Source organism: Pseudomonas sp. PS01303, assembly GCF_029959385.1.
In the GTDB taxonomy this organism is placed as follows: domain Bacteria; phylum Pseudomonadota; class Gammaproteobacteria; order Pseudomonadales; family Pseudomonadaceae; genus Aquipseudomonas; species Aquipseudomonas rustica.
Window position 1 is genome coordinate 1 of record NZ_JASCPK010000169.1, and the last position, 11,124, is coordinate 11,124.

The window sequence follows — 11,124 nt, forward strand, 5'->3', positions numbered from 1 at the left end:
CTGCCGAAGGCTGCGATCTTTTGATCTTGTTTTTTTCAGGATCAAGATCAAAAGATCGCAGCCTTCGGCAGCTCCTACAGGGGGATTTTTGGTGTTAGTGGGTCAGGTGATACACCGCATTGGCGAGGGCAATGTCTTCCAGGCCCAAACCGATTGAACGGAAAAACACGTGACGGTCGTAACCCGGACGCTGGACTTTTTCACTGAGCAGGTCAGCGAGGTCACCAACGATCGCATCGTTGCTCCAGCCATGCTGCTCACTGGCAATCAGCATTTCACCCGCCGACCCCGGCGTGGTCAGCCGATAGTCGCAGAAGACCTGCATGTCGTTGAGGCTCTGCGGCGGCACTTCGTGGGCGCGCGGAGCGTTGGTGCTGATCGAGGTGATCAGCGCCGGTTTGCTCAACTCAGCGGGGTCAATCACCGGGCCCGCCGATGAGGTGCAAAGCATGATCACATCCGCATCCACGAGGGCGGTTTCGCGGCTGTCGGTGATCTTCAGATTGGGCGTGATGGCTTTCAGCAGGGCCTGGGATTGAGTATCAGCGCACAGGCTTGGCGAATACAGACTGATGCTCTGCCAGTCACGCAGCGACTTCACGTAATGCAGATGCGCCTGGGCAACCTTGCCGCTGCCAATGATCGCCAAATGTTTAGCGTCCAGAGGCGCGAGCGCATCAACAGCCACCGCTGTGGTCGCAGCGGTGCGTGCAGTGGTGAGTTCACCAGCATCGCACAGCAATAGCGGCTGACCGGTTTTCATCGACATCAACAGCGTCCACGCTGTCACCAGCGCACCTTGTTCGCGAACGATGTAGGGCGAGGTCTTCACGCCGTAAACCCCATCCTCGGCCAGCACGCCCAGATAGTTGATGAAGTCGCCAGCACCCTGCGGGAATTCGACCAGTTGCTGCGCCGGCTGCACGGCTTTGCCGTTGGCAAGATCACGAAACAGCTTGCGCAAGATCTGCGGCACATCGATACGCGCCAGCAACTCACGGGCTTGGGCTTGGTCGATCACGTAGGGCGTACTGGACATTTCAGACTCCGCAGACAAAAAAACTAAACTTGTTTGTCCATTATGGACTTTTAGTATTCTTGGGCAAGCTTCTGCGGCAAAAAATCCAGACGAAAAAAAAGCGCAGTCCGTTGCCGGCTGCGCATTCTTTTTTAGCGTCGCTTACTGCTGCGGACGCTTGCGCTCTACCGCACGCAACAAATGCGTCGGTGGCGTTTCACAGCTGATCTTGCGACCGAGCTTCTCTTCGATGGACGGCAACTGATAGGAGTCGTCCTCACCGGCGAAGCTGATCGACACGCCGTCAGCACCGGCACGACCGGTACGGCCGATGCGGTGCACGTAGTCGTCCGGCACTTCCGGCAGGGTGAAGTTGATCACGTGGCTGATGCCGTCGATGTGAATGCCGCGACCGGCCACATCGGTGGCGACCAAGACACGAATCTTGCCTTCGCGGAAACCTTCCAGAGTCTTGATACGTTTGTGTTGCGGCACGTCGCCGGACAACTGCGCAGCGTTCACACCGTCGCGCACCAGGCGCTCTTCGATGCGGCGGACTTCGTCCTTGCGGTTGGCGAAGACCATCACCCGCTCCCAACCATTATCGTTGACCAGGTTGTAGAGCAGTTTGTACTTGTCGGCACCGGCCACGGCGTAGATGTGTTGCTCGACGTTTTCGTTGGCGACGTTGGTGATTTCGATTTCGACGATCGACGGATCGGTCGTCCACTGCTTGGCGAGGTTCATCACGTCTTCGGTGAAGGTCGCAGAGAACAGCAGGGTCTGGCGTTCGCTTTTCGGCGGGGTCTGACGAATGATCTGGCGGACTTGTGGGATGAAACCCATGTCGAGCATGCGGTCGGCTTCGTCCAGCACCATCACTTCGACCATGTCCAGGTGCACGTCGCCGCGCTGGTTGAAGTCGAGCAGGCGGCCCGGGGTCGCGACGAGAATGTCGCAGTGACGCGCTTCGAGGTGCTTGAGCTGCTTGTCGAAGTCCATGCCGCCAACGAAGGTCATCACGTTGAGGCCGGTGTACTTGGTCAGGTCAGCGGCGTCTTTGGCGATTTGCACCACCAGCTCACGGGTCGGCGCGATGATCAGCGCACGGGGTTCGCCCATGTAGCGTTCTTTCGGCGGCGGTGTTTGCAGCAACTGAGTGATGATCGAGATCAGGAACGCGGCGGTTTTGCCGGTACCGGTCTGCGCGCGACCAATGGCGTCTTTGCCGGCGAGGGTGAAGCCCAGCACCTGCGCCTGGATCGGCGTGCAATACGGGAAGCCCAGATCCTGAATGGCGTGCATCAGTTCTGGCGCGAGTTTGAAATCGTGAAAGCGGGTTTTGCCTTCTTGTGGCTCGACAACGAAATCTTCGAGTTTCCACGGAATGACCGATGCCTTGGGCTTCGGTTCGCGACGCGGTCTGGCCGGTTTCGGCTCTTCACTGCGCGCAGGCTCGGCGGCGATGGGTGCGGCCGGAGCGGGTTGCGGGTCTTGCTTCGGTGCTGCTACGGCAGCGGGGCGGTCGGCCTGGGGCGCATCGTGGCGATGACCGGGGGCGTGCGACGGCGCACTGGGAACTGGCGCGAGCTGCTCAGCCTCGCTTTTACCGAACATTTTCTTGAGTGCTTCGAGCACGGTCATCTCATCAATTGGTTAAGGAATGTACGCCGGCCAGTGTAATGCAAGAAACGGGCGCGGCGTAGTGTGATGATCAACGGGCAGGCAATGCTGTCGCGATTAGCGCAGACGTTCGCTCAACCAGACGCCAATGTCGCGAATTTCTTCGGGTAACACTTCGTGCTCCATTGGGTATTCCTGCCATGTCACGGTGACACCATGCTTCACCAAGTGCTCGTAAGCACTGCGGCCCATCGAGTTCTGCACCACGTTATCGAACTGACCGTGCAGGCACAGCACCGGAATCCGCTGCTGACTGGCCGACAACTCCAGCTCATCACTGAACGTCGGCGCATACGTCGACAACGCCAGCACGCCACCCAACGGCCCCTGCCATTTCAAGAAAGCGGTGTGCAAAACCACGGCACCACCCTGGGAAAAACCGGCGAGGAAAATCCGCGAGGCGTCTATTCCGCTGGCGCGCTCGTTTTCGATCAATTCGATGATGCGATCGGCAGACGCTTCCAGCTCATCACGATCGATCGCCCGCGCCGGGCTCATGGCTTTGATGTCGTACCAGCTCGGCATGGCATATCCGCCATTTATCGTAACGGGACGTGTCGGCGCCTGCGGCAACACAAAACGCGTGCTCAACAGGCTTTCCTGCAACGCTTCGGCCACCGGCAAGAAGTCGTAGCGGTCGGCGCCGAGGCCGTGCAGCCAGATCACGCAGGCGTCTGCGGGCTTAACAGGCTGAAGAATCAAGGGCTCGGTCATGGCTGCTCCAATTGTGTGCGGGCGCTCTCATTGAGTGCGTGATTGAAGGGCGCGCCCGATTGATCTGTTAAGAAGATGTCGCAAGGGTACAAGTTTTGCTATTGACCTGTCGCTAAAGCGCTTCAGCGAACGGTGTGGTACGGGCTTTGCTATGGCTTCAGGCGTGCAACCGATCTCGCGCCTGGCGGTAACACTATCAGTGTACCCCGTGGGCCGGGATTGCAAAAAATCCGGTGATGGATGTTCGCCAAGGGCCGCTACGGGCTTCGCGAACGTGAAAGGGCTACCGCCCGTTCGGCCGATTGGTGAGAAGTGAGTGATCCATTTTGTGGATCTTCTCCTACTAGACTCATAGCGAAGGTCTTACGTCGGTTGACCCAATAAAAAGCCAACAAGGGTCAACACCGCCTCAAAAGGGTGCGACTGGACTCAAGCTCCGACACAACAAGAGCAAAACTGGAGGTTTGAATGAAGATGTTGAAATCCACCCTGGCCATCGTGACTGCAGCAACAGTACTCGGTGTCAGCGGGTTCGCTCAGGCGGGTGCAACCCTGGATGCAGTGCAGAAGAAAGGTTTCGTGCAGTGTGGCGTGAGCGACGGTCTGCCGGGCTTCTCGGTACCGGATGCAACCGGCAAGATCCTCGGGATCGACGCTGACGTCTGCCGCGCTGTGGCCGCTGCCGTTTTCGGCGACGCGACCAAGGTCAAGTTCAGTCAGTTGAACGCCAAGGAGCGCTTCACCGCGCTGCAGTCCGGCGAGATCGACATCCTGTCGCGCAACACCACCATGACCAGTTCGCGTGACGCGGGCATGGGCCTGAAATTCCCGGGCTTCATTACCTACTACGACGGCATCGGCTTCCTGGTGAACAACAAGCTCGGCGTGAAAAGTGCCAAAGAGCTGGACGGTGCAACCATCTGCATCCAGGCCGGTACCACCACCGAGCTGAACGTTTCCGACTACTTCCGTGGCAACGGTCTGAAATACACCCCGATCACTTTCGACACCTCCGATGAAAGCGCCAAGTCGCTGGAATCCGGTCGTTGCGACGTGCTGACCTCCGACAAATCGCAACTGTTCGCCCAGCGCAGCAAGCTGGCAGCGCCGAAGGACTACGTGGTTCTGCCGGAAACCATTTCCAAAGAACCCCTGGGCCCGGTCGTACGTAATGGCGACGACGAGTGGCTGGCCATCGTGCGTTGGGTTGGCTACGCGCTGCTCAACACCGAAGAAGCCGGCATCACTTCGAAAAACGTCGAAGCCGAAGCCAAGTCGACCAAAAACCCGGACGTCGCTCGTATGCTCGGTGCTGACGGCGAATACGGCAAAGACCTGAAACTGCCGAAAGACTGGGTAGTACAGATCGTCAAACAAGTCGGTAACTACGGCGAAATCTTCGAGAAAAACCTCGGCAAGAGCACTCCGCTGGAAATCGACCGCGGCTTGAACGCCCTGTGGAACAACGGCGGCATTCAGTACGCACCACCAGTGCGCTAATGGTTCTATCGCCCGGCGGGCCAACCGCCGGGTGATGTTCTTGTTCCATTTTTTGCGGGGCACTTCATGCAAAATTCAATCGGCGCACCTAAGCAGAGGCTCAGCCTCAGCGATCCACGAGTGCGTGCGTGGCTATTCCAGATCATCACGATTGTCGCGGTGGTTTCGCTGGGCTGGTTTCTGTTCGACAACACGCAAACCAACCTGCAGCACCGGGGCATTACCTCCGGTTTCGACTTTCTGGAGCGCAGTGCCGGGTTCGGCATCGCTCAACACCTGATCGATTACACCGAAGCGGACAGTTATGCCCGCGTCTTCGTTATCGGTTTGCTCAACACCTTGTTGGTGACAGTGATCGGCGTGATTCTGGCGACGATTCTCGGCTTCATCATCGGTGTGGCACGGCTGTCGCAGAACTGGATCATCAGCAAACTGGCGACGGTGTACGTGGAAGTTTTCCGCAACATTCCGCCGCTGCTGCAAATCCTGTTCTGGTACTTCGCGGTATTCCTGACCATGCCGGGGCCGCGCAACAGCCACAACTTCGGCGACACCTTCTTCGTCAGCAGCCGTGGCCTGAACATGCCGGCCGCGCTGGCCGCTGATGGTTTCTGGGCGTTCATGATCAGCATCGTGGTGGCCATCGTCGGCATCGTGCTGATGTGCCGTTGGGCCAACAAGCGCTTTGAAGCGACCGGCGTACCGTTCCACAAGTTCTGGGTAGGCCTGGCGATTCTGCTAGTGATCCCGACCTTGTGCGCACTGATCTTCGGCGCGCCGCTGCACTGGGAAATGCCCGAGCTCAAAGGCTTCAACTTCGTTGGCGGCTGGGTGCTGATCCCGGAACTGCTCGCCTTGACCCTGGCCCTGACCGTGTATACGGCGGCGTTTATCGCCGAGATCGTGCGTTCGGGGATCAAGTCGGTCAGCCACGGCCAGACCGAAGCGGCGCGTTCGCTCGGCCTGCGCAACGGCCCGACCCTGCGCAAGGTGATCATCCCGCAAGCCCTGCGCGTGATCATTCCGCCGCTGACCAGCCAATACCTCAACCTGGCGAAAAACTCTTCGCTGGCGGCCGGTATCGGTTACCCGGAAATGGTTTCGCTGTTCGCCGGCACCGTGCTTAACCAGACCGGTCAGGCGATCGAAGTGATTGCCATCACCATGAGCGTGTACCTGGCGATCAGTATCAGCATTTCCTTGCTGATGAACTGGTACAACAAGCGCATTGCGCTGATCGAGCGGTAAGGAAAAGCGCATGAGTACTCATACTTTCAAACCCGACATGCCCCCACCGAACAGCAGCATCGGCGTGGTGGCGTGGATGCGCGCGAACATGTTCTCCAGCTGGCTCAACACCCTGCTGACCCTGTTTGCGTTCTACCTGATCTACCTCGTCGTGCCACCGATTCTCAGTTGGGCAATCATTGATGCCAACTGGGTCGGCACCACCCGCGCCGACTGCACCAAGGAAGGCGCCTGCTGGGTGTTCATTCAGCAGCGTTTCGGCCAGTTCATGTACGGCTATTACCCGGCTGAATGGCGCTGGCGCGTCGACCTGACCGTGTGGCTGGCGGTGATCGGCGTGGCGCCACTGTTCATCTCGCGGTTCCCGCGTAAAGCGGTGTACGGGCTGAGCTTCCTGGTGATCTACCCGATTGTTGCCTGGTGCCTGCTGCACGGCGGCGTATTCGGCTTGCCACAGGTGGCGACCAGCCAATGGGGCGGCCTGATGCTGACCCTGGTGATCGCCACCGTCGGTATCGCCGGCGCCTTGCCGCTGGGGATTGTGCTGGCGCTGGGTCGACGCTCGAACATGCCGGCGATTCGTGTGGTCTGCGTGACCTTCATCGAATTCTGGCGCGGCGTGCCGTTGATCACCGTGCTGTTCATGTCCTCGGTGATGCTGCCGCTGTTCCTGCCTGAAGGCATGAACTTCGACAAGCTGCTGCGGGCGCTGATCGGCGTGATCCTGTTCCAGTCGGCCTATGTCGCTGAAGTGGTGCGCGGTGGCCTGCAAGCGATTCCCAAAGGTCAGTATGAAGCCGCTGCTGCGATGGGCCTCGGTTACTGGCGTTCGATGGGCCTGGTGATTCTGCCGCAAGCCCTGAAGCTGGTGATCCCCGGCATCGTCAACACCTTCATTGCGCTGTTCAAGGACACCAGTCTGGTGATCATCATCGGCCTGTTTGACCTGCTCAACAGCGTCAAGCAAGCCGCTGCCGATCCTAAATGGCTGGGCATGGCCACCGAAGGCTACGTATTCGCCGCCCTGGTGTTCTGGATTTTCTGTTTTGGTATGTCGCGCTATTCCATGCATCTGGAACGCAAGCTCGACACTGGCCACAAGCGTTAGGAGTTTTGAGATGAGTGAAGTAATCAAAAAGCCTGTGAGCCCTGAAGGCATTATTCAGATGCAGGGCGTCAACAAGTGGTACGGCCAGTTCCACGTGCTGAAAGACATCAACCTCAACGTGAAACAGGGCGAGCGTATCGTTTTGTGCGGCCCGTCGGGTTCCGGCAAATCGACGACGATTCGTTGCCTCAATCGTCTGGAAGAACACCAGCAGGGCCGCATCGTCGTCGACGGCGTGGAACTGACCAACGACCTCAAGCAGATCGAAGCGATCCGCCGCGAAGTCGGCATGGTGTTCCAGCACTTCAACCTGTTCCCGCACCTGACCATTTTGCAGAACTGCACCTTGGCGCCGATGTGGGTGCGCAAGATGCCCAAACGCAAGGCCGAGGAAATCGCCATGCATTACCTGGAACGCGTACGCATTCCGGAGCAGGCGCATAAATTCCCGGGGCAACTGTCCGGTGGTCAGCAACAGCGTGTAGCGATTGCCCGCGCCCTGTGCATGAAACCGAAAATCATGCTGTTCGATGAACCAACTTCAGCGCTTGATCCGGAGATGGTGAAAGAGGTGCTCGACACCATGATCGGTCTGGCGGAAGACGGCATGACCATGCTTTGCGTGACTCACGAAATGGGCTTCGCGCGGACTGTGGCGAACCGTGTGATCTTCATGGACAAGGGTGAGATCGTTGAACAGGCGGCGCCAAATGACTTCTTCGACAACCCGCAGAATGAGCGGACGAAGCTGTTCTTGAGTCAGATTTTGCATTGATGGTTTTTGCGTAAATCAAACCCGGCCTTGTGCCGGGTTTGTTTTTTTTGGGGTCAGGAGACGGTGAGGGTTTCGTGTTCTTTGTGGACGGTGTGCTTGAAGCCGCGCAGGTCTGCGCCTTCAGCCAAGGTCTGGATATCGACGAGCATGTAGGGATGTCGATCCAGCAAACGCATCAGCAGCACCAATGCTTTGGGTGGAAGTAACTCACCACGCTCGTAACGAGAGAACGCGTTATGCCCGCCACCAGAGAGCAATTGCACCGCCTCTTTTTGCGTCAGGTGCAATTTGCGTCGAATGCGTTTCATCTCGGCGCCGATCATTTGTCTGGCAGCGAGAACCAGCTCGTCACCGGCGTCGCAGTACCGCTGTGCACTATCGCTGTCGAAATCCCATTCCACTTCACCGCACTTCTGGCACTCCCAACCGGACAGATCGTCTACTCGGCGCTCCATGCCTTTGACACTCAGGGTTTCTCCGCGACCCTGGAAATGTCTCATTCCCTCACGTGCACCGCAGCTGACACATTGCTGGGTTTTCATGGGTTTTTCTCCTTGAAAGAGATTACCGGTGGGCCGCCGCCGGGGCGGTAGGTCACCTTGATGTAAATCTCCTGATCTCGTGAATTGGTGTGATACACGTCTTGCCAGATTCGATGATCGTCATAAGTAGTCATCGATTTGTACAACATCCTGGTTTGTAGCTCGAAGACGATCTCTAGCATTTCGCTGAGGTTGAAGCCGAGCTTCTCAGCTTATTTGACCGAAGTTTTGGTGAAAGCTTTTTGACCTAACCGCCTGACCTCAGCCTTGATCACCGCCAGCTCATAATGGGGTGTGTTCTTTTCCATAAGAAACCAAAACCCTGTCCCTGAAATTACCCTTAAAGGGTAATTTTGACCAATCGAAAATGCCGCTCCATGTGTCGCCTTTTGACCCTAGGTGGTTGCCGTCCTACATGGGTCTGACTAACATGTCGGAAAATTCATCCTATGATTGGATGAAAGGGCGAATTCTATGTCGGACATTTCTCCACTCATCAAACGATCCTTGGTCGATCAGGCCCTGGATCAACTCCGCCAGCGCATTAACAGCGGTGCCTGGCAGGTCGGCGAGCGCTTGCCGACCGAACCCGAGCTGTGCGCCGAACTGGGCATTAGCCGCAATACCGTGCGCGAAGCCATGCGTGTGTTGGCGTTTTCCGGATTGATCGAGATTCGCCAGGGCGACGGCAGTTATTTGCGCGCGCTGGTTGATCCGCTCGACACGCTGAAAGCGTTGTCGCGTTGCTCGCTGGAGCAGGCGCGGGAAACCCGCCACATCCTTGAAGTCGAGGCGATCGGTCTGGCGGCGTTGCGTCGCACCGATGAAGACCTCGCGGCATTGCGTGAGGCGCTCGGCACCAGTGGCAGTCACTACCACGGCGACCTCGACACCTACATCGCCTGCGATCTGGTGTTCCACCGCCGACTGGTCGACGCCGCGCACAACCCGACCCTCAGCGAGCTGTATCGCTATTTCTCCAGCATCGTCGGCGCGCAATTGCGCCAGACCCTGAACATCGTCCCGCGCCGTCAGGAGGTGTTCGACCTGCACATCGAGTTGCTCGATGCCGTCGAACAAAGCGACCCGGAACGGGCCAAAGCCTTGTCGAGGCAGTTGATCAATGAACCTTGAAACCGAGAAATCCATGTCCCGCAGTGAGCTATCCACAACCCCGAAACGCACGGCAGAGCTTGAAGAGCTGCTGATTGACGCCGAGGCCGATGACGAGCAGGTGCAACAAAGCCACCCGCTGGTGCGCCGCCCGTGGCTGTTGCTGCTGGGGCTGATTCTGGTGGCGTTGAACTTGCGCCCGGCGCTGTCGAGCATGGCGCCGCTGCTCAGCGACGTTTCCAGGAGCCTCGGCTTGTCGGCGGCGCAGGCCGGTTTGCTGACCACACTGCCGGTGCTGTGCCTCGGTTTGTTCGCGCCGCTGGCACCGATTCTGGCGCGACGTTTTGGCGCCGAACGCGTGGTGCTGGGCATCCTGCTGACGCTGGCCTGCGGCATCATTTTGCGTAGCAGCTTCGGTGAAATCGGTTTGTTCGCCGGCAGCGTATTGGGCGGCGCAAGCATCGGCATTGTCGGCGTATTGCTGCCGGGTATCGTCAAACGTGACTTCGCCAAACACGCCGGCACCATGACCGGCGTCTACACCATGGCCCTGTGCCTCGGTGCGGCAATGGCGGCAGGCACCAGTGTGCCGTTGAGCGAACATATTGGCGGAGACTGGACAATTGGCCTGGGCTTCTGGGTCATCCCGGCGCTGGTGGCGGCGTTGTTCTGGCTGCCACAGGTCGGGCAGAAACACGGTGCACACAACGTCGCCTATCGCGTGCGCGGTTTGCTGCGTGATCCGCTGGCGTGGCAAGTGACGTTGTATATGGGCCTGCAATCGTCGCTGGCGTACATCGTGTTTGGCTGGTTGCCGTCGATCCTGATTGGTCGCGGGCTGACCCCGACGCAAGCGGGGCTGGTGTTGTCCGGCTCGGTGATCATCCAACTCGCCAGTTCGCTGGCCGCGCCTTGGCTGGCCACTCGCGGCAAGGATCAGCGACTGGCAATTGTGGTGGTGATGGCGTTGACCCTGGGGGGCCTGTTCGGTTGCCTGTATGCGCCGATCGAAGGTTTGTGGGGCTGGGCGATTCTGCTGGGCCTGGGGCAGGGCGGTACGTTCAGTCTGGCGTTGACGTTGATCGTCTTGCGTTCGCGCGATTCGCACGTCGCGGCGAACCTGTCGAGCATGTCCCAAGGCTTCGGTTACACGCTGGCGTCGATGGGGCCGTTTGCGGTCGGCGTGGTGCATGACTGGACGGGCGGCTGGAATGCGGTGGGCTGGATCTTCGGCATCATCGGCACCGGCGCGATCATCGCCGGCCTCGGCGCCGGGCGAACGCTGTACGTGCAAGTGCAAAGCGAAAGAATCTGACGCGTAACCCTTTTTTGGGGGCCGTGATATCCAATGTGGGAGCGAGCTTGCTCGCGAAGACGGTGGTTCAGGCACAGATCATGTTGAATGTGCCGGCCTCTTCGCGAG

Annotated in this window: 10 protein-coding genes and 1 pseudogene; 6 read left to right on the forward strand and 5 right to left on the reverse strand. The window is 58.7% G+C overall.

Annotated features, from left to right (window positions below):
* Positions 1-94: 94 nt before the first annotated feature.
* The 3 genes from QMX93_RS27115 to QMX93_RS27125 all read right to left on the reverse strand — a co-directional run bounded on the left by QMX93_RS27115 (position 95) and on the right by QMX93_RS27125 (position 3,415).
* Positions 95-1,039, reverse strand: coding sequence for an ornithine cyclodeaminase family protein (locus QMX93_RS27115; protein WP_282358596.1), 945 nt, complete (start codon positions 1,037-1,039; stop codon positions 95-97).
* A gap of 141 nt (positions 1,040-1,180) precedes the next feature.
* Complete coding sequence (gene rhlB, locus QMX93_RS27120) at positions 1,181-2,662, reverse strand: ATP-dependent RNA helicase RhlB (protein ID WP_159815597.1); 1,482 nt, start codon at positions 2,660-2,662, stop codon at positions 1,181-1,183.
* 96 nt (positions 2,663-2,758) lie between these two features.
* The gene (locus tag QMX93_RS27125; RefSeq protein ID WP_053117331.1) at positions 2,759-3,415 is read right to left on the reverse strand and encodes an alpha/beta fold hydrolase; all 657 of its coding nucleotides are present in this window, start codon (positions 3,413-3,415) and stop codon (positions 2,759-2,761) included.
* A gap of 468 nt (positions 3,416-3,883) precedes the next feature.
* Here QMX93_RS27125 and QMX93_RS27130 point away from each other — a divergent pair, with 468 nt between their 5' ends.
* From QMX93_RS27130 to QMX93_RS27145, 4 genes are all read left to right on the forward strand, one after another.
* Positions 3,884-4,915 carry an amino acid ABC transporter substrate-binding protein gene (locus tag QMX93_RS27130; RefSeq protein ID WP_053117336.1) on the forward strand — a complete coding sequence of 344 codons (1,032 nt, stop codon included), beginning with the start codon at positions 3,884-3,886 and terminating at the stop codon, positions 4,913-4,915.
* A gap of 66 nt (positions 4,916-4,981) precedes the next feature.
* Positions 4,982-6,163 carry an amino acid ABC transporter permease gene (locus QMX93_RS27135; protein ID WP_282358600.1) on the forward strand — a complete coding sequence of 394 codons (1,182 nt, stop codon included), beginning with the start codon at positions 4,982-4,984 and terminating at the stop codon, positions 6,161-6,163.
* Between the two features lie 10 nt (positions 6,164-6,173).
* A complete protein-coding gene (locus tag QMX93_RS27140; protein ID WP_282358601.1) occupies positions 6,174-7,271 on the forward strand; it encodes an amino acid ABC transporter permease in 1,098 nt (365 codons plus the stop codon).
* 10 nt (positions 7,272-7,281) lie between these two features.
* A complete protein-coding gene (locus tag QMX93_RS27145; RefSeq protein ID WP_053117341.1) occupies positions 7,282-8,046 on the forward strand; it encodes an amino acid ABC transporter ATP-binding protein in 765 nt (254 codons plus the stop codon).
* 53 nt (positions 8,047-8,099) lie between these two features.
* On the opposite strand, the gene QMX93_RS27150 is transcribed toward QMX93_RS27145, so the two are convergent.
* Together QMX93_RS27150 and QMX93_RS27155 are read right to left on the reverse strand one after the other, a co-directional pair.
* Positions 8,100-8,588 carry a type II toxin-antitoxin system MqsA family antitoxin gene (locus QMX93_RS27150; RefSeq protein ID WP_282358602.1) on the reverse strand — a complete coding sequence of 163 codons (489 nt, stop codon included), beginning with the start codon at positions 8,586-8,588 and terminating at the stop codon, positions 8,100-8,102.
* A pseudogene (locus QMX93_RS27155) lies at positions 8,585-8,896 on the reverse strand (type II toxin-antitoxin system MqsR family toxin). Before QMX93_RS27155 ends, QMX93_RS27150 begins: the two are co-directional and overlap by 4 nt.
* A 166-nt stretch (positions 8,897-9,062) precedes the next feature.
* Between QMX93_RS27155 and QMX93_RS27160 the strand changes: the two are divergent.
* The gene (locus QMX93_RS27160) at positions 9,063-9,722 is read left to right on the forward strand and encodes a FadR/GntR family transcriptional regulator (protein WP_282358603.1); all 660 of its coding nucleotides are present in this window, start codon (positions 9,063-9,065) and stop codon (positions 9,720-9,722) included.
* On the forward strand, positions 9,712-11,016 hold the full coding sequence (locus QMX93_RS27165) for a CynX/NimT family MFS transporter (RefSeq protein ID WP_282358604.1): 1,305 nt from the start codon (positions 9,712-9,714) through the stop codon (positions 11,014-11,016). Before QMX93_RS27160 ends, QMX93_RS27165 begins: the two co-directional genes overlap by 11 nt.
* Positions 11,017-11,124 lie beyond the last annotated feature (108 nt).

Excerpts from the sequence above, each read along its gene's own strand:
- QMX93_RS27115 (WP_282358596.1), bottom strand. The coding sequence starts at position 1,039 with ATGTCCAGTACGCCCTACGTGATCGACCAAGCCCAAGCCCGTGAGTTG.
- rhlB (WP_159815597.1), bottom strand. The coding sequence starts at position 2,662 with ATGACCGTGCTCGAAGCACTCAAGAAAATGTTCGGTAAAAGCGAGGCT.
- QMX93_RS27125 (WP_053117331.1), bottom strand. The coding sequence starts at position 3,415 with ATGACCGAGCCCTTGATTCTTCAGCCTGTTAAGCCCGCAGACGCCTGC.
- QMX93_RS27130 (WP_053117336.1), top strand. The coding sequence starts at position 3,884 with ATGAAGATGTTGAAATCCACCCTGGCCATCGTGACTGCAGCAACAGTA.
- QMX93_RS27135 (WP_282358600.1), top strand. The coding sequence starts at position 4,982 with ATGCAAAATTCAATCGGCGCACCTAAGCAGAGGCTCAGCCTCAGCGAT.
- QMX93_RS27140 (WP_282358601.1), top strand. The coding sequence starts at position 6,174 with ATGAGTACTCATACTTTCAAACCCGACATGCCCCCACCGAACAGCAGC.
- QMX93_RS27145 (WP_053117341.1), top strand. The coding sequence starts at position 7,282 with ATGAGTGAAGTAATCAAAAAGCCTGTGAGCCCTGAAGGCATTATTCAG.
- QMX93_RS27150 (WP_282358602.1), bottom strand. The coding sequence starts at position 8,588 with ATGAAAACCCAGCAATGTGTCAGCTGCGGTGCACGTGAGGGAATGAGA.
- QMX93_RS27160 (WP_282358603.1), top strand. The coding sequence starts at position 9,063 with ATGTCGGACATTTCTCCACTCATCAAACGATCCTTGGTCGATCAGGCC.
- QMX93_RS27165 (WP_282358604.1), top strand. The coding sequence starts at position 9,712 with ATGAACCTTGAAACCGAGAAATCCATGTCCCGCAGTGAGCTATCCACA.